15 protein-coding genes and 1 pseudogene are annotated in these 16,872 nt (G+C 45.5%); 3 read left to right on the forward strand and 13 right to left on the reverse strand.

Annotated elements, in window-relative coordinates:
- Positions 1-31 precede the first annotated feature (31 nt).
- Complete coding sequence (locus tag BMY78_RS27140) at positions 32-2,434, reverse strand: helix-turn-helix domain-containing protein (RefSeq protein WP_090904419.1); 2,403 nt, start codon at positions 2,432-2,434, stop codon at positions 32-34.
- Between the two features lie 230 nt (positions 2,435-2,664).
- Between BMY78_RS27140 and BMY78_RS27145 the strand changes: the two genes are divergently transcribed.
- Positions 2,665-4,020: a dipeptidase gene (locus BMY78_RS27145; RefSeq protein ID WP_090904420.1), complete on the forward strand. Its 1,356-nt coding sequence runs from the start codon at positions 2,665-2,667 to the stop codon at positions 4,018-4,020.
- A gap of 631 nt (positions 4,021-4,651) precedes the next feature.
- Here the strand turns inward: BMY78_RS27145 and BMY78_RS27150 are convergent.
- Entirely contained in the window at positions 4,652-5,023 is a 372-nt protein-coding gene (locus BMY78_RS27150; protein WP_053783145.1) for a hypothetical protein, read from the reverse strand.
- A 203-nt stretch (positions 5,024-5,226) separates the two neighbouring features.
- Between BMY78_RS27150 and BMY78_RS27155 the strand changes: the two genes are divergently transcribed.
- Positions 5,227-5,424 (forward strand): hypothetical protein, encoded by a 198-nt coding sequence (locus tag BMY78_RS27155; RefSeq protein ID WP_256222467.1) that lies wholly within the window; start codon positions 5,227-5,229, stop codon positions 5,422-5,424.
- Between the two features lie 80 nt (positions 5,425-5,504).
- On the opposite strand, the gene BMY78_RS27160 is transcribed toward BMY78_RS27155, so the two are convergent.
- From BMY78_RS27160 to BMY78_RS27190, 7 genes are all read right to left on the reverse strand, one after another.
- Positions 5,505-5,723 carry a hypothetical protein gene (locus tag BMY78_RS27160; RefSeq protein ID WP_090904421.1) on the reverse strand — a complete coding sequence of 73 codons (219 nt, stop codon included), beginning with the start codon at positions 5,721-5,723 and terminating at the stop codon, positions 5,505-5,507.
- Positions 5,724-5,771: 48 nt separating this feature from the next.
- Entirely contained in the window at positions 5,772-6,947 is a 1,176-nt protein-coding gene (locus BMY78_RS27165) for a Ger(x)C family spore germination protein (protein ID WP_090904422.1), read from the reverse strand.
- Positions 6,948-6,965: 18 nt separating this feature from the next.
- Complete coding sequence (locus BMY78_RS27170; RefSeq protein ID WP_177185887.1) at positions 6,966-8,081, reverse strand: GerAB/ArcD/ProY family transporter; 1,116 nt, start codon at positions 8,079-8,081, stop codon at positions 6,966-6,968.
- Positions 8,082-8,121: 40 nt separating this feature from the next.
- Positions 8,122-9,528 (reverse strand): spore germination protein, encoded by a 1,407-nt coding sequence (locus BMY78_RS27175; RefSeq protein ID WP_090904424.1) that lies wholly within the window; start codon positions 9,526-9,528, stop codon positions 8,122-8,124.
- Positions 9,529-9,891: 363 nt separating this feature from the next.
- On the reverse strand, positions 9,892-11,109 hold the full coding sequence (nagA, locus tag BMY78_RS27180; RefSeq protein WP_090904425.1) for an N-acetylglucosamine-6-phosphate deacetylase: 1,218 nt from the start codon (positions 11,107-11,109) through the stop codon (positions 9,892-9,894).
- The gene (gene nagB, locus BMY78_RS27185) at positions 11,106-11,834 is read right to left on the reverse strand and encodes a glucosamine-6-phosphate deaminase (protein ID WP_090904426.1); all 729 of its coding nucleotides are present in this window, start codon (positions 11,832-11,834) and stop codon (positions 11,106-11,108) included. Before nagB ends, nagA begins: the two co-directional genes overlap by 4 nt.
- Positions 11,835-11,838: 4 nt before the next feature.
- Entirely contained in the window at positions 11,839-12,702 is an 864-nt protein-coding gene (locus tag BMY78_RS27190) for a MurR/RpiR family transcriptional regulator (protein ID WP_090904427.1), read from the reverse strand.
- A 242-nt stretch (positions 12,703-12,944) separates the two neighbouring features.
- Here BMY78_RS27190 and BMY78_RS27195 point away from each other — a divergent pair, with 242 nt between their 5' ends.
- Positions 12,945-13,298, forward strand: a complete 354-nt coding sequence (locus BMY78_RS27195) for a hypothetical protein (RefSeq protein ID WP_090904428.1) — start codon at positions 12,945-12,947, stop codon at positions 13,296-13,298.
- Between the two features lie 519 nt (positions 13,299-13,817).
- On the opposite strand, the pseudogene BMY78_RS27205 reads toward BMY78_RS27195, so the two are convergent.
- The 4 genes and pseudogenes from BMY78_RS27205 to BMY78_RS27220 form a co-directional block, all read right to left on the reverse strand.
- Positions 13,818-13,910, reverse strand: a pseudogene (locus BMY78_RS27205) (DNA-binding response regulator); the annotation flags it as partial.
- 46 nt (positions 13,911-13,956) lie between these two features.
- Entirely contained in the window at positions 13,957-14,631 is a 675-nt protein-coding gene (locus tag BMY78_RS27210; protein WP_143067089.1) for a hypothetical protein, read from the reverse strand.
- A gap of 620 nt (positions 14,632-15,251) precedes the next feature.
- Positions 15,252-15,476 carry a helix-turn-helix domain-containing protein gene (locus BMY78_RS27215; RefSeq protein WP_017692532.1) on the reverse strand — a complete coding sequence of 75 codons (225 nt, stop codon included), beginning with the start codon at positions 15,474-15,476 and terminating at the stop codon, positions 15,252-15,254.
- A 237-nt stretch (positions 15,477-15,713) separates the two neighbouring features.
- Positions 15,714-16,673, reverse strand: a complete 960-nt coding sequence (locus tag BMY78_RS27220; RefSeq protein ID WP_090904431.1) for a YhcN/YlaJ family sporulation lipoprotein — start codon at positions 16,671-16,673, stop codon at positions 15,714-15,716.
- Positions 16,674-16,872 lie beyond the last annotated feature (199 nt).

A 16,872-nucleotide genomic window follows, 5' to 3' on the forward strand; every position in this document is an offset into this window, starting at 1 on the left:
TCCGGTCCGTGATGAACTCTGATAAACAGGTTTATTTACCCTGCCATTGATCCCGATACTGGCTCGGCGTTAAACCTTCCTGTTTCTTAAAAATCCGATTAAAGTAACTGTGCTGGTATCCAACAGCGCCTGCGATATCATTGATTTTCATCGTGGTCTCACGCAGCATTTGCTTCGCCGCATCCATTCGTACCCGTGTTAAATAATCAATGAAATTCATACCGGATACCTGCTTGAACGCCTTGCTTAATGTATAAGGGGTCATCTGCTCCGCATCTGCACAGCCTTCCAGGGAAAGTTCGTTTCTATAATTCTCATCAATAAACAACATCGTACGTTCCACTACCTGCTTCAGAGGCTCCTGGGATCGCATCTCAATCTCCTGCACATATGGCAGCAATACTTCTCCCATCATCCATTTCATCATTTGTGCAGGTTCGCGAATCGTGGACAAGCGCTCATACATGTTGCAGCCACCAAACAGCTTGTAAGGCGTTACTCCGGTCTGCAGCATCATATGCTGAATACTTCCCAGTAATTGAAGCATCATCTGCTGCACCTGGAATTCGGAACTGCCCGCTCGGGTGATCTCGGTCATAAATTGCTCCAGTACACGCTCAGACTCTTCCTTCTTCCCAAGCCTGATTGCCTGAAGAATCTCACGTTCCAGCCCCAGCGGATACGAGGCTTCTTCGGTTCTGCGGAAACATTGCTCATCCTCCAGATCGAGGATCTGGCTTCCGTCTTCCACGCTGCGATAAGCAACCGCCTGCTCCATCTCCATGAATAATCCCGGTAATTCCTGAGGAGAAGCAGCCGGGCGGCTTACGATTACCGTCACGTTCATTTTCAAAGTCTGACCTATGACCTCCACCAGCTCTTGTCCCCATAATAACGCTTGTGATTTCACTGGCTCGTCATTGGGAGCAATCACAAGCATGGCTGAAGACAGGTCGTGAAAGTTCATCACACTAAATTGACTGAAAACATTTTTGGCCACTTCTTCAATGATATTCACTGCCGCAAAGGTAACCAGCCCCGTATCCTGGCTCCCAAATCGACCCTGTAACTGGGCATAGCCCGTAAAATACATCTGAAGCAGCAAAAACTGCTGGCCTTCCACCTCAAAGCCAAGATTCCTCATCCGCTGCTGGAGATCCTGCTCGTTATAGGCATACAGATGCCCCTGCACCAGTTGTAATACAAAGCTGTCCCGCAAATGGGGAAGCTGCTCCTGCAACTGCCGACGGGCGGTCAGACTCTGCGAAGTCAATTCGTTCCATTGCTGTTCCAGCAGCTGGAATTCATCCAGCCTGGTATCTGTTGTTGCTTCATTCCTGCCCGGCGTCAATAGATGTAACATCCTTGCTACGGGGGAATATATTCTGCGTGAAGCAAACCAGGATAATACCAACCCCAGGATAAGACTGCCTGCACTCGCAATGACAATAATTTTGGATACGAGCTTCACGGGCGAGGTCACCGATGTCAGCGGAGCTGCGGAGACATATGTCCAGTCCGAATCAATCCGACTCAATGATCCATAGGACACCGAATAAGTTTCGTCCTCATATTTGAAAAGAAAGGAATGCGCGTCTGAATTCAGGGCAATTTCTTCTTTGAGCTGCTGCTCAAAAGCAAGGTCGGCCTTCCCTGCTGCCGGATTACCGGTAACCAGTGTATTGCCCTGCTGGTCCATGAGAAAGGTTACCCCTTCATCATATGGAGTAAGCGTTTTCAACAAGCTGGCGACTTTGTCATTATCCAGTGTAATAATTAGGGCACCAAATGGATTAATGCTTTCACCCGGAATCTTATGTACAAGAACCAGTGCATTACCCGGATCGGTATGCAGGATACTACCATTTGCTTGAGATGCCTTATCACTACTCTGGCTCGCAATCCAGTCTGTCCAATACACATGGTTGCCCATCGTCAGATAGCGATCATAGGCCTGTATTTTGGCTTTATCCTTCAACGCGTTATAATCCCGGTTAAACAAAATCGGTTTCGGTTCCTGTAAATATAGCTGCGCGGATTTGATGAGCGGATGAGAGCCTTGCAGCACGTACAGTGTGGTGACGATCTCCTGTGTTTCGTTGAAATAATACACAAAATCCAGCGTTCGCAGCGCATTGCCAAACCTGGGTTCAAAAGCCCAATGGGACAAGGTCATCTCCAGATAAGCGAGTTGGTCGTCCACGTTGCGCGCCCGGTTCTCAATCTGGCTTTGGTGCATCTGATTAAATTCATTTTCCATCTGGCCAACGACCAACTGGTACATCACGATGCCTGTAATCAGTCCGGGAATGCTGGCAATGAGCAGAATAAGCATCAGACTATTTCGATAAAAACGCCCTTTATGTCGTCCTGTGGTTAACCCTGGCCAACGCGTGAGTATGCCGGAGGACCTTCCCTTCCTAACTGGTTCCATCTGCGCTCACCTGCCTGCTTGCGTATGGTCTGACTGTCATGGGAACTCCCTCAACTCCCCTGCTGAATGGTTTACATGAGAATATATGGATGAAATCCGTTTCTTGTATTATACGCATAATTTCCAGGGGAATGAAACGGTATGCAGCAGAGCATTTTTTAACCAATGTTTTATTAACGCATCGAAATGGATTACAATAGGATAAAGCAAAACATGAAGGAGGCCTTTTAATGAAGGAACAAACTTATTTTCAAGAAAATAGAGAGAAACATCTGGCAGAATTAAACGAATGGTTGTCCATTCCAAGTATTTCAGCCATTTCGGCACATAAAGAGGATATTAACCGTGCGGCACAATGGGCTGCAGATGCACTCACTCGTGCAGGTATGGAAAATGTAGAGGTTATTCCAACAGCGGGACATCCGATTGTATATGCAGATCACCTGCATGCACCCGGCAAACCAACCGCACTGATCTATGGACACTATGATGTACAGCCTGTCGATCCGCTTAACCTGTGGGAAACACCTCCATTCGAACCTACCGTTCGGGACGGCAAGCTGTTTGCACGCGGTGCTACGGATGACAAAGGACAAATCTTCATACATATCAAGGCGGTTGAAGCTCTGCTTGCCGAAAACAAGGAACTTCCCCTTAATGTGAAATTCTGCATCGAAGGCGAAGAGGAAATCTCCAGCCCGAATCTGCCGATCTACCTGAACGACAATACAGACAAGCTGCGTGCAGACATGGTACTGATCTCGGATACGTCCTTGCTCGAAAAAGGAAAACCGGCCATTTCCACGGGTCTGCGTGGTCTTTGCTCGCTCGAAGTGGATCTGAACACAGCCAACACGGACCTGCATTCCGGTTCATTTGGAGGCGGTGTACCGAACGCACTGCACGCATTGGTAACCCTGCTCGCTTCGCTGCATGATGAGCAAGGCCGCGTGAGCGTAGATGGTTTCTATGATGGCGTTTTGCCGCTCTCTCCTGAGATGAGAGAAGAGTTCGTGAAGCAGGGCTTCAATGAAGAACAGCTTCGTCAAGACCTTGGACTGGAGCAATTGTATGGGGAAGAAGGTTACTCGTTCGTGGAACGTGTTGGCGCACGTCCGACCCTGGAACTGAATGGCGTATGGGGTGGATTCCAAGGTGAAGGCACCAAAACCGTTATTCCGAAGGAAGCTCATGCCAAAATTACCTGCCGCCTTGTTGCGGATCAAGATCCACAGCATGTGCTGGACCGTATCGAAGCACATCTGCGCGCTCACGTCCAACCAGGCGCAACGCTGGATATAAAACAGATTGAGAAAGCCTTTGCTTTCAATACAGATCCTTCCAATCCATTCCTGCAAAAGGCAGCCGATGCTTATGAGCAAGTGTACGGTGTTCGTGCCCTGTTTACGAAAGACGGCGGGTCCATTCCGATCGTGGAGAAACTTTCACGCGTGCTTGGTATCCCGGCTGTTATGATGGGCTTCGGTTTGCCAGACGAGAATCTGCATGCACCGAATGAGCATTTCAACCTGGAGAACTTTGATAAAGGGTTGTTGACGATTGTTCAGTTTTTAAAAAGTTTGTAAAGTATAGTTCATGTGAAAAATAAGTATTGGAAAGCGTGCAAGTGGCCGTTACGGATACGAATCGTTCTTTCGATCGCTGTTATCGTCGGATTTTTTGGATTCCCCTTCTCAAAGGGTAAAATCCGACGATAGCATATGCTTCCGAAGTAGCTTTCTTGCAGAAAGCTTTTAGGCAAACGCTCCGCTTCTACAGAATCGATTTCGTCTCCTTCACTACTTTGCAGCTTTCCATGAACTTATTTTAAGACTGAGCTTACTTTACAAATGATGGGTAGTGGGTAGTTATATAAATAGGGGTGTGCCGCCATAAATATGGACGGCACACCCCTTTTGTGATTGGTAGATCTGGATACATTCGCAACGGCTCGTTATTTACCTTTTAACGAACCTAGCACGTGCTATTCGACGTAAATCCGCAGTTTCGGCGAATTAACGAATCGTAGACGCTTTATTCCCTTGTTTTGCATGTCATTCATCAGGTTTTTACTGAATTAACGTGGCTGACGTTCGTTAGCCATTCCGATCCAGACTAATCCTCACAATAAGGTGCGACAGATTCATTAGCGTTGTGTCCAGTTGAAGCAAACCAACTTCCGGAGACATCCACCAGATTCTACTCTTGTATCTCCACTTATGAACGGAAGGTTGTGAAATTTAACATATGCACAAGCTGCATCATGTGCGTAATTTCCTGCTGGACTTCGGAGGTGTCTGTACCAGCCATCGCCAGATTGGCCCGAAGCGTTCTACGGGTGTTCAGCATACCGTCGATTAATTTCATAACCGTGTTGCGTCCACGGTGATCCACAATCATATACTTTTTGCGTGCATCCAGCTCCACCCATACGATATTGCTGAATGAGGTGAATAGGTGTCTGCGGTACTGCTCCATATCGGTCTCATTGTAGTGCTCGCCATAAAAGGCATAATATCCGTGTACGTGCAGCTTCTCCGCCAGCTCTGTGATGAACGGGTCGAATTCGAGCATAGCGTTACGTTCCATGTTTCACGCCTCCGTAATGCGTGATCCGCAGATCCCGGCTTTTTTGAGATCTATTTTATCACATTACAGAGTTTCACGTATAAATACAGTGTTTATAGTTTGAAATATTGTGTTTTAAATGGAATAACTAGGAAATCTAAATGCGTTTATAACGCAATTCAGTGCATGAATATAATCTACATGGGTCCATGAGGCTATTCAACTTGCTAAGTGTGGGTGTCCCTAAACAAAAGCTCCTGCGTCGCAGTCTGAACAGTGAAACCTCATCCTACGTAGACGATAAGCTTGGCTTGGCCAAACGTTCTGATCTTAAGGGAGCGCCTTTCTGGAGATTAGGGATTTTCCGCTTGTATGATGCCGAGATGGAAGAAGCCATTAATACTTCCGTCATCAAGGAATAGATTGGTTCGTTTATCTTATTCAACATGTCAAAACAAAGAAGAACCACATTACCCGGCAACGGAGTGTGGTTCTTCTTATGTTATTTCATCATCTGATCCACACGTCCAAACAGAAGCTTAACCACATCACTTGGTCCTGGCAAGTTCGAATCAAAAAGCAGCACAATGCCAATCAACGCACTCACAGAAGTGAATCCTGCTGAGAGCCACTTGGCTCTCTTCTCCTTACTGTAATTCCACTCCACATAGATGATTGTTGCAGCGAGTATCAGTATGCCCAGAACGGACGCCAGCTTCATAAAATTCTCCTTCCGATTGCGTATTTACGTGCCTGAAAATTTGACCGTTCAATGCTCATCCTCATCAGGAATGCCCTGCGGTCCAGTGGACTTGCCAGTACGTACCACATGAGCCTTCACCTTTATCTTCACGTCCAGTTCGGAATAGATCGTTTCCCAGTTTTTCTGCTGTTCTTTCCACTGTTTCGGGTAATATCTGCGAAATTCCACCGCAAATTTGTACAAATCGGTATGCATCTCCTGTTGGGACATGCGCAAAGCATTTTCAGCCATTTTGGAGAGTTTCTTGCACCATGCCTGTTCCAGTTTTTTCAGCACCGCAGGGTCGGTAAGGTTCTCATCTGTCGTGTTTAACACCACTTCGCCCCGTGTCTGAATGTCAACTGCCATGCTCCAGCGTCCGCCCGAAATTTTCGGCTTATATTTCGTTTGAATGTCAAGAGGACGTATCGAAAAAGAACCCTTGGACTGCTCAAAATCTACAGGCATAATGATGTTGTTCAATTCTTTGGCGAGCAATAGTACACCAACCGATAGCGGTTCAGTAACGGTTCTGATGTAACGATCATTTTTGTAGAGACTTAGTCCCTTGATATAAGGCGTGGTTGTCAATTTATCCTGATTTTCTTCCGGTGGCAGAATCAACATGCGCGACAGGATGGCGGAAGCGCCAGGTCCTTCGATGGATTTGGCCAAGTCAAGCACCGTTGTACGTGTACCCAGTTTCATATTGGCCATTTCACGCAGAGATTCGGCAGAACTCCTCTCTAGTGGATCAAGCAAGGCAAGGATATCTTTCGCAGCTTCTGTGGTGGAAAATACATAAGCATGTTCCCTAATCTGCGGATAACGGAGGAAAAAATCAATATATTCACGGATTCCGTGTTTGCCCGCAGCTTCACTAAGCACAATGGCTTCACAATGTCCCCAGAACATATTTCGGGCAATTTTACGTTGCAGCCGGTTAAGCGATTCTGCAATGGTACGCCCTTCTGCTGTGCGAATTAATGTGACACCGCTCGGACTGCCGCCTCCACCTGTGCTTTCTCCTCCACCGGCTTTACGAGGAATGAAGATTTGTGCGGTCAGTTCAACTTTATCGTCTTTATAATCCACGCCTGTTGCCAACACGATGGCCAGATCATTAATCTCGGTACGGTCCCAGCACCCGCTTAACAGGACACAGCAGAGTGCAGTGATCAAGATACGCTGCCATATTTGCATCAGCCTGCCTCCATCCGATCAGGTATTCGTCCTTTTCTTCCGCACATGTAACCATCCCTTCTTAAGCCATGCTAGCCCATAGGTGAGGGCCGGAAAGATTAACAGTATACTGATGGTATAGAGGTTGGCTGAAGCTGTGATTAAACCGGATATACCCGACCCGCCTGTTGCTACCCAGTAAGCAAATATCAAAGACATGAATGCCAGCGGTCCAACGAGAGGTTTATAATCTTTTATACCGCACCATTCCGCAGTGGAAGTCGCGAAGATGTACAGAAACACGGAGATTTTGACAAAGATACCGAATATCCATATGGCAATAATGATCGATTCAATATGTTGTAGAAAATCCGCAATCGTGATGTACCTTGCAGCAATCATCACCGGAAATACAAAGGTATCTGTCAGGTCCCCGATCAGGAACAGACAAAATATATTCGTGACCGTCATGGCCATCGTTGTCAGAAAGAGCGAGCCGAGCATAACACGAACTGTCCTCTTTTGCTGATTCACATAGGGCAGCAGAAAGGCCAGCACGATGTACTCACTGAACCATGCAGCGGGAGCCAAGCCTCCTTGGATAACGGGCAGCGGTCCGTTTTCCATAAACGGAAACAGTTCAACGGGATGTAACTCTCCGATCAGCAATATAAAAATGAGTGCTAGGAGCACAATCAGCAGCGTCACAAAGACCTGGGCGGTTCGTCCGACAACTTCGATGCCCAGTCTGACATTAATGGCACACACAATAACCATGGTACCCATGATGACAAACATCGGGGTGCGCGGAAGAGCATTATTGGATATGAACTCGCCGTATTCCCGGATAATTAAACCAGTGATATGAGGCAGGAAGAAGATATAGATCAGCCCCAATACCTTTCCTGGGATTCGTCCGGCAATCAGTACGCTGGATTGTATAAGCGTTTTCCCCGGATACATCCGATGCAGTCCAAACGATATGCCTATTGCAGCAATCCCAAAGATCGATCCCAGAATCGGAGTCATCCACATATCATGACCTGCATAATGCATCGTGATTCCCGGTACCGACAAAATCGATGTCGCCAGGATAGCCGGGAAAATCATGTAAGCCAATTGTGTCACGGATATTTTTCCTTGATCGGTTAACATGATGACCCTGCCTCCTTCATGGCTTGAGATTGAAAATAAATTAACGCGGCTTGTTCCATGGCGATGGACGCCACCATACATCTTTGACTTCATTCGCTATTGTGGGTGCAAGCGGTGACAGATACGGTGTGCCGAATGAGCGAAGACTGCTCAGATGGATGACAACTAGAATGATTCCCAGCATAACACCTGTCAGTCCGAGCGTACCTGCGAGGATCATGATTGGGAAGCGAAGCAGACGCGTCGCGATGCTGGCAGCATAACGCGGAATCATGAAGGATGCGATTCCGGTGATGGCAACGATGATAATCATCGGAGCTGATACAATGCCGGCTGTCGTCGCCGCTTGGCCAATAATCAGGGCACCGACGATACTTACCGCAGAACCCACCTGTTTGGGCAACCGCACCCCTGCTTCACGCAAAGCTTCAAAGGCAATCTCCATAATGAGCGCCTCCACCAAAGCAGGGAAAGGAATCTCCTCTCTGGCCTTGGCGATACTGAGCAGCAGCACTGTCGGAATCATCTCCTGATGATAAGTCGTAATGGCTACGTAAGCCGAAGGAAGCAGCATGGACAGGGCGTAGAACAGATAGCGCAACCAGCGCAAGAAGACGCTCATAAACACATATTGATAATAATCCTCCGGAGACTGCAGCATGGAAAATAGGGTTACGGGAGCAATCAGCGTAAAGGGGGTCCCATCAACCAATATGGCAAAACGACCTTCAAACAGGTTCGAAGCGACTACGTCCGGACGCTCTGTGGCTATCATCTGCGGGAATGGTGACAATCGCTGATCCACAATATCTTCTTCGATATATTGACTCTCCAATATGTCTCGGACCCTTAGCTTATCAAGCCGTTTTTGGACCTCTTCTACCAGTTTTGGATCAATAATGCCTTCCATATAAGCAAGAGTGATGCTCGTATTCGATCGTTCCCCAACCGTGCGGGTAAGAAGTTTCAACGCAGGTGTTTTGATGCGTTTGCGGAGCAGAGACAAATTCGTGGGCAGAGATTCCGTGAACCCATCACGTGCACCGCGGACGGCTGATTCAGCGAGCGGCTCTTCCGTAGAGCGATTGGCCGCTTTGTAGAGCGGATAGGTTACGCCAACGGTTGAACCTTCCAGTAGCAGCAGCGCCTCCCCTTCCAAGATGGCTTGGACAGCCTGAGAGGGTGTTTCGACCGTCTTGACTGATGCCATCGGAACCTGGGCCGCTTCGATTCCGACTTCCTGCAAAGGCGTCAGCACTTGACGTTCCAGCCGCTCCGTGTCGCATAAACCCACACAGTACACGCACATTGCCGAGATAGAGCACGCGGTGTCAAACGGATGAAATACGATATCTGCGCAATCGGCAAACACGGAGCGCAATGTCTCCTCATCCATCACAAGGCGGCCGCTCAAAGGCAATTCCTGCTGTTTGGTTGTAGCGTCCATCGTTTCTGCCTCCTTGGCATGCTCTAATCTCGTCCATTTATTCTCAGTAAAAGATATCATTTGCTTCCGCTCCGTGAAATATACGGCAGACATCACGAAAAGAGCCGCTCTATGAGTGACTCCGATTCAATAAATATCCTGGCTATCCTTTTGCCGATAATTTGTTTGAAGAAGACGAAGAATTATAGTCCCTGTGAACAAGCGCGACCAGAACCGGAAGCTGATACTGATCCAGACATAAAATAACACGAGCGGTCTTTCATTCATCTCAAAAGAAGCACCTTCTTATTATACAAGAAGGTGCTTCTTTTCATGTTACTGACGAACCCAGCCGTCCGGTGTACCTTTATTTATCAGATAATTCTACATAAATTTCAAGTTATTCCCTTTCACCCACACTTCCTCGATTTCCAAATCACCATTTAGCAAAACGACGTCCGCCTGTTTTCCTTTTGCAAAGGAACCGGTCCGATGATCAATGCCGAGCAGACGTGCCGGCGTCAGGCTGGCTGCTCGTGAAGCTGCATTCAGACTCAGGCCTACTTCCTGTACCAGGTAGCGGAAACCGCGAATCATCGTAAGCGTACTTCCGGCCAAGGCGCCTCCGTCTTTCAAACGTGCCACACCTTCCGTAACAATCACAGGCAGATCGCCAATTTTGTATTCACCATCATCCAGCCCGGCAGCAGACATGGCATCCGTGATCAGTACGATTTGATCGGTAGATTGCTTCAATTGTGCGATGAGGGAGATCGCCGCTGGATGCACATGGATACCGTCTGCAATGACCTCTGCACTGATGCGGGAATCACTGAGCACCGCTCCGGCAGCTCCGGGATTCCGGTGATGCAGCGGTGTCATCGCATTAAACGTATGCACTGCATGGTGCAGCCCTGCTTCGACTGCAAGCTGTACCTCTTCATAGGTCGCATCCGTATGCCCTAATGCCGCTGTAATTCGCTGCTCGCGCAGCCACGAAATGACTTCCAGCGCTCCCTCACGTTCCGGCGCAAGGGTAACTTGACGGATCAGGCCAGGATATTGTTTTTCCCACGCCTCGAGCCAGGAGACATTAGGCAATACGATATGTTCCGGATTTTGTGCGCCAGGCCACTTAGGACTGAAAAACGGGCCTTCCAGATGTACGCCTTCCAACTGTGCAAAAGGCATGTCACCGGAACGGTAGCTGTCCACTTCAGCCAATACCCGATCCAGACTGTCTTTGGGCGCTGTCATGGACGTTGCCAGCATTGCAGTGGTCCCCTGTGTGCTGTGGAATGAAGTAATTTTATCCAACACTTCCTTACTCGCGTCCATAAAATCTTCTCCATTACCACCATGTACGTGGATATCTATAAACCCAGGGACAATGACACCATGCTTGGAAACAGGCACAGATAAGGCTTCACGGCGAATCTGTTCAGATAGTCCCTCAGGTGCGCCAGCATAAAGGATTTTCCCCTCCGTCCATACAAGTACACCATCCTCCATTACACCATCAGGCAGTACGATTTTACCTCGAAGCAGGAAAATGGTTTTTTCACTCTCTTGCTCCTGGTTTTTCGTAGGTTCTACGTTCATTTCACCAACCTCCCGGCAGCACGATCCAGCAATACCACCACATTTGGATGACACTGAAGCAGCGATGCTGGACATTGTGTTGTAATCGGCCCCATAAAGGCTTCACGAATAATTTCGGCTTTCTCCTCACCACGGGCGATCAGCAAAATTTGTTTGGCTTTTAAAATCGTACCTACACCCATCGTGATGGCCTGAGTTGGAACTTCATCAATACTTTTAAAAAAGCGGGCATTTGCTTTTCTTGTTTCTTCTTTGAGATCCACCACATGTGTCCGTCCTGTGAGCTCGGTTCCTGGTTCATTGAAGCCAATGTGACCATTATGTCCAATACCCAACAGCTGCAGATCTACAGGCCCCCGATCATCAATCCGTTGTTCATAGGAAACACATTCCTCACCCAAATCCGAAGCCTGCCCATCCGGCACTTGAGTTCTGGCGAGATCGATATCAATATGGGAAAACAATTGTTCATTCATAAAGCTGCGGTAGCTTTCGCGATGCTCTACAGGAAGACCGACATATTCATCCAGATTGAAGGAAGATGCCTGCGCAAAGCTGACCAGACCTTTCTGATACAAAGCAATAAGCTGTTTATAGATACCCACAGGAGAACTTCCCGTCGCGAGTCCCAGTACAGCCCGGGGTTTCGTCTGTAGCAAACTGGCAATCACACCTGCACCCGTTGCGTTCAAATCTTCTTCATTTTCAAAAATACGTATATTCATCTTCTTAGGCACCTCCGTTATGTTGGACTCGATAAGACTGTACATTGTGATACGATTGTTCCAATTTGGGGATAAAACGGTCAAAGTCGGCACTAACCATGCCCGTGAACAGAATATCGACGACATGCAGCAGTGCTATACGTGAAGCCATATCCCCCCGCCTCATGCCTTCTTCCAATGAAGACGTAAAGAGCGGAATATCCGACACCGCCGCAAGTTTGTTATTGCCATAGGATGTCAGTGAAATGGTGGAAGCTCCCGCCTGTTTGGCACAATGCAAGGCATCGATCGTCTCCGGCGTTTCCCCCGAATAGGATACCGCCATCGCCACATCTCCCTCCCCCAGTGAAGAAGCCGACGTAATTTGCATATGTGAATCTGAGAAGGCGGTACAGCTTTTGCCGATCCGTACAAGTTTCTGATAGAAATCCTGCGTAACAATGGAAGAGGTGGCAACACCGTAAAGGTCAATACGACGGGCTTGACATAATAACTGAACTGCATGCTCCAGCCTTCCTAAATCCAGCAAACGAGTGGTATCCGCAATGGATGCAAGATGATTGGCTTCGATAGCTTCCACAATTTTGGACAAAGGATTGCCCGCCACGATATCCTGATATGCTGTTTCATTGGTGGAATGAGACAATTCTGCGGCCAGCTTCATTTTGAAATCAGGAAAACCTTTGAAATGGAATGATTTGCAAAAGCGGGTTACCGTAGCCGCACTTGTTCCGCTTTGCTGCGCAAGATGGTTAATGGTCCAGCCAGGAATATCAGATGGGGACTGTAAAATCACCTCTGCAATTCGTCGTTCCTGAGACGGAAGTTCATTCAGCTCTTGCTGCAACGCATGTAGTATGGCTGCCATGAGTTCTCCTTTAATGAAAATTATTTTTATTAATTTATTATAAATAAAGAAAATTATTTTTATATTTTCATTTTAATCAATACGTTGTTGCAAATCAAGAGGATTTTAACCATGTATTCACGGTATGTATGATGAAATTTTGAGAAGTCATCTTCTTGATTAAGGAATGGGATTCCGCTTATATTGGAGATGAACTTGAAGCGAATGTGGACATTTCATTTTTTAAGGAAGGAGCACACTAAATGAATCGGCGACAACGTCAAAAAATGATTCCTTCCACCTGGATTATTGCCATAAAACAGTCCGAATCTCACAAATACTATGTCCTGTATGCCATCGACTGGAAACGCGGAGCACGATTGAGCTGGGAAGGTTGGAATAACCTCGCAGACTTGCTGCAGTTTCATATTCCAATCAAACGTAAAACTGGCGGTACAAAATCTTCCTCCCAACCAGCTGCCAAAATCGCGAAAAAAGCAATCTATCTGCACCTAGATGAGACACAATACGGGGAATTGGAGCAGCTCTTCTATCAGCCTTTTTCAAAGAAAAAATGGAAGTCCTTTATTGAGGAGCATTTCAATAACGATATGTAGGTGAACCCTTATGCCATATACGATTACGATTATGGTTGTGAATCGCATCACGCTCTGCCCGTAGCAATCTGTTACCCTTGGAATTTCTGCGGGCTGAGCCTTTTCCCAAGGGAGCGTGATGATCCATGAAATCTCAGCAAAGAAATCAAGCCTATTACAGGCACCACAGAAAGCGTGTTATTCAACGTAAAAAACAGCTTGCTAATCGGTACGGTTGGTCCTACAAGTTCGAAGGAATTTTTGCCAAAGGCAAAATCCATTGTTCCTGTAGTTGGTGCTGTGAAAAGACAAAACGGCTAGGCTATCCAAAATCTGAGCTAATCCGAATAGCGGACTGCGATGAGCAACTTCTGAATTTAGATTTCTAAGAATGACTATTTAAAACAAGCGATTTCTTCACTTTGAAGATTCGCTTGATTTCGCTTTCAAACTTTAAACAAAAAAGTCTTTCCCCATTCTTCATCATGAAGAATAGAGAAAGACTTTCATGCTGCTTCAATCAACTGTGCAGTATCGCAACTAAATCTTCAGTTCTCCGAGCTTAATCAGCTTTACAACTGCTTGCGAACGACCCTTAACATTGAGTTTCTGCATCACATTCGAAAAATGGTTTGAAGTACGTCGAATATGAGTTATTAAAATTCTTACAAGTCTTAAGTTAACTCGATTTTTTTGACTCTACTTTACTTTTAATTCCTTCAGCATTTAATACGATTATAGATATATATACTAGAAATAGAATAGATTCAACTATTGAAACGAATTTTGCAATACTAATTGTAGTATTCGCATCTTCATACTTATCTTTGTATTTTGAAGCAATAGTATCACCTGTTAGGTTCATGTAATCATTATATCTTAGGCTAACATCACTTATATCGGTGCCAAAAAAAGCATCTGCGCTATAATAGAGAAAATCTACTGGCATTACAGCTTGTGAATAGCTCATCTCTTGTTCAATCTTGAACCCCTGAAGTTCATATGGGTAATACATCGAATATAAAGAAAGATAAAATCCTCCAAAATTCAAAATAACCGTTATTAAACTGATAATTAAATACAAATTGAAATTTTCGAGTAATTTAGTTTTTGCTTTCCACAAAATAAATAAACCTAGAATAGCAACAGCAATAAATGAGATTGCTTTAAACCATAACTGAAATATGTCCCTTAAAAGAATGTTACCTTCTAAAATATTAATTAATGATACAGCATTTATTCCCGCTAGATAAATTAGAGAAAATCCACCTACTCTTTGGTAAGTTTTGTATACACCAATTAACAAAAAAATAATACTTATAACATAAATAGGAGTATTAATGAAACTTGCCATTATCCAATAACTCCAATTCCCTATCAGAAAATACCGAAAAATCAATGTTGAGAATACATTAATCAATAATATAGGTGCAACTATTTTTAGGTTAATTTTCTCAGAATTCACCCAATTATATATCTTCTTTATCATTAAACACCTCAAACAATTTTATTTTGATTAGCTAGCAATATCTAAAAGGAACACAAAAATTATGTATACTACTTCAAAAAATAAATTATTTCGGTTAATTCCCTAATCAACTTTCCTCCTTTCTTAGAGCTTTAAAATTATTAACTCCATTTTTTCACATTAGAGATTTCATTCACTTCATCAGCTATGCAAGCAATATCACTATATCGTTTGTTATAATACACTCTATCATTTTTCGTTCTATGTTTTGTTGATGTAACCCAAAAAAGGTGAAGTAAATAAATCGAAATAATATAACCAAAGTATATTTTAACCTTTTGAAATCCTTATTGTTTCCTTACATCATTTTAACGGATTATCTGTGCTTGTCACGGACGTTACTTTTCAGAAACCACTCTGGATAACATAAAAGCCTTGCCCCATTCTTCATGTCAAAGAATAGAGAAAGGCTTTCATGCTGCTTCAATCAACTGTGCAGTATCGCGTCAGATCTTCAGTTCTCCGAGCTTAATCAGCTCTACAACTGCTTGCGAACGACCCTTAACATTGAGTTTTTGCATCACATTCGAAATATGGTTACGCACCGTTTTCTCGCTGATGAATAACTGCCCTGCGATGTCACGCGTCGTTTTGTCCTGAACCAGTAATTCGAATACTTCGCGTTCACGGTGGGTCAACAGAAATTTGCTTTTATGATCGATACCCTTCAATGTTCACCCCTCCTTGCTCGGGTTGTGTTGGTGTAACAAGGTTAAGGGGATACAGTCAACTCATCTTATGTAAGGTCAAGGGCGTTGGTTCAGTTTTATCAAAAAAATGGGCAGTCTTATATGAGATCCAATGATGGAAAACTAAAGACGATGCATGATGATGTCCATTAAAACAAGTGTGCCTTTGCTGCTGATGTAAACATCTGCGCAAAGGCAACTTGTTCTTACAATTATGAGTTACCGATGATTCATGCGATTCAAGCCATCGTAGTTATTACGATGCATGATGCCATCATCAAGCACGCCGTCACGGTGATTTGTGTTCAACGCATTCGTTGGAAAAATACGTTCAACCATCGATTGGAACGTGTTAATCATGCCGCTAACCGGTTTGCCATTACGAATATCTTTGGAATACGTTTCTACATGTTGTACAAAGTCCGGGTTAGCTGACACGTATACGTTCTCCACGTGAGGTGCAAATTGTTTGATTTTCGCCGAGATTTTGGATTTAATCTCTTCGGGTGTGTTGTCATCCGTGCTGTCAATACGCGATGTTTCACTCTTCATCCCGTAGTGACCATCGGTCATTGTACGTGCATTGCCACTGTTCGTCAGACCACGCATCATGCCATAAGATCCGGTTCCCATGGTTCCATAGATGCTGCGGTCATTGCCCATATGGCTGCGATCCGTAGCTGCATTCGTGTTCAATCCCGGTGCTATGCCACTGGTGCTGTATGGAGACATGGTTCCATTACCACCGTGTACACGCAACCCGCCCATATCTTGATTGTAGCTTTCTGTACGCATCGTGCCGTTCGCACGGTTACGCATCGATTTGCTTTCCAATTTGCCAGTGTGACCATCTGTCAAACGGACTGCTACATATGCGTTACGATCGGTCAGCATGACACTTGCTGACTTCACTTCCTTCATTTCCGCAATGCGTTTAGCCAGCTCGTCACTGGATTTCAGGTTAGTGACGTTATGCGTCCGATAGCTTTTCGCACGAATACCATCCATCCCATTGGACTCAACACCATAACGGTTAATGCCTTTCACTTCATGACGAACACTTTTGGTGTGCAGATTGTTATCTTTGGTGCTTGTTCCACAACCCGTCAATCCGGCCATTACGAAGATTGCAGTAGACAAAGATAAGCTGATTGCTGTCGCCTTTTTGGCTGCTGGCATGTCTCATCCTCCAATTATGTTGGTTTTGGTCACAAGGATAGGATGCTCTTCTGCATGGACTGATATGCTGAAAGGATATGGAACAACAGCCTCCTTTATCTGGGCTCCATGGGTTCTCTTCCACGTAAAAAAAGCGATGCTTGCACAACGTGCAGCACCGCTCTGTATAACCGCGTATATCCTGTTCAAGTGTGAACCT

It is taken from the genome of Paenibacillus sp. OK076, from assembly GCF_900110055.1.
Lineage (GTDB): Bacteria > Bacillota > Bacilli > Paenibacillales > Paenibacillaceae > Paenibacillus.

What these genes read in the sequence shown, in the direction of transcription:
- BMY78_RS27140 (WP_090904419.1), bottom strand. Translation starts at nt 2,434, where the DNA reads ATGGAACCAGTTAGGAAGGGAAGGTCCTCCGGCATACTCACGCGTTGG.
- BMY78_RS27145 (WP_090904420.1), top strand. Translation starts at nt 2,665, where the DNA reads ATGAAGGAACAAACTTATTTTCAAGAAAATAGAGAGAAACATCTGGCA.
- BMY78_RS27150 (WP_053783145.1), bottom strand. Translation starts at nt 5,023, where the DNA reads ATGGAACGTAACGCTATGCTCGAATTCGACCCGTTCATCACAGAGCTG.
- BMY78_RS27160 (WP_090904421.1), bottom strand. Translation starts at nt 5,723, where the DNA reads ATGAAGCTGGCGTCCGTTCTGGGCATACTGATACTCGCTGCAACAATC.
- BMY78_RS27165 (WP_090904422.1), bottom strand. Translation starts at nt 6,947, where the DNA reads ATGCAAATATGGCAGCGTATCTTGATCACTGCACTCTGCTGTGTCCTG.
- BMY78_RS27170 (WP_177185887.1), bottom strand. Translation starts at nt 8,081, where the DNA reads ATGTTAACCGATCAAGGAAAAATATCCGTGACACAATTGGCTTACATG.
- BMY78_RS27175 (WP_090904424.1), bottom strand. Translation starts at nt 9,528, where the DNA reads ATGGACGCTACAACCAAACAGCAGGAATTGCCTTTGAGCGGCCGCCTT.
- nagA (WP_090904425.1), bottom strand. Translation starts at nt 11,109, where the DNA reads ATGAACGTAGAACCTACGAAAAACCAGGAGCAAGAGAGTGAAAAAACC.
- nagB (WP_090904426.1), bottom strand. Translation starts at nt 11,834, where the DNA reads ATGAATATACGTATTTTTGAAAATGAAGAAGATTTGAACGCAACGGGT.
- BMY78_RS27190 (WP_090904427.1), bottom strand. Translation starts at nt 12,702, where the DNA reads ATGGCAGCCATACTACATGCGTTGCAGCAAGAGCTGAATGAACTTCCG.
- BMY78_RS27195 (WP_090904428.1), top strand. Translation starts at nt 12,945, where the DNA reads ATGAATCGGCGACAACGTCAAAAAATGATTCCTTCCACCTGGATTATT.
- BMY78_RS27210 (WP_143067089.1), bottom strand. Translation starts at nt 14,631, where the DNA reads ATGGCAAGTTTCATTAATACTCCTATTTATGTTATAAGTATTATTTTT.
- BMY78_RS27220 (WP_090904431.1), bottom strand. Translation starts at nt 16,673, where the DNA reads ATGCCAGCAGCCAAAAAGGCGACAGCAATCAGCTTATCTTTGTCTACT.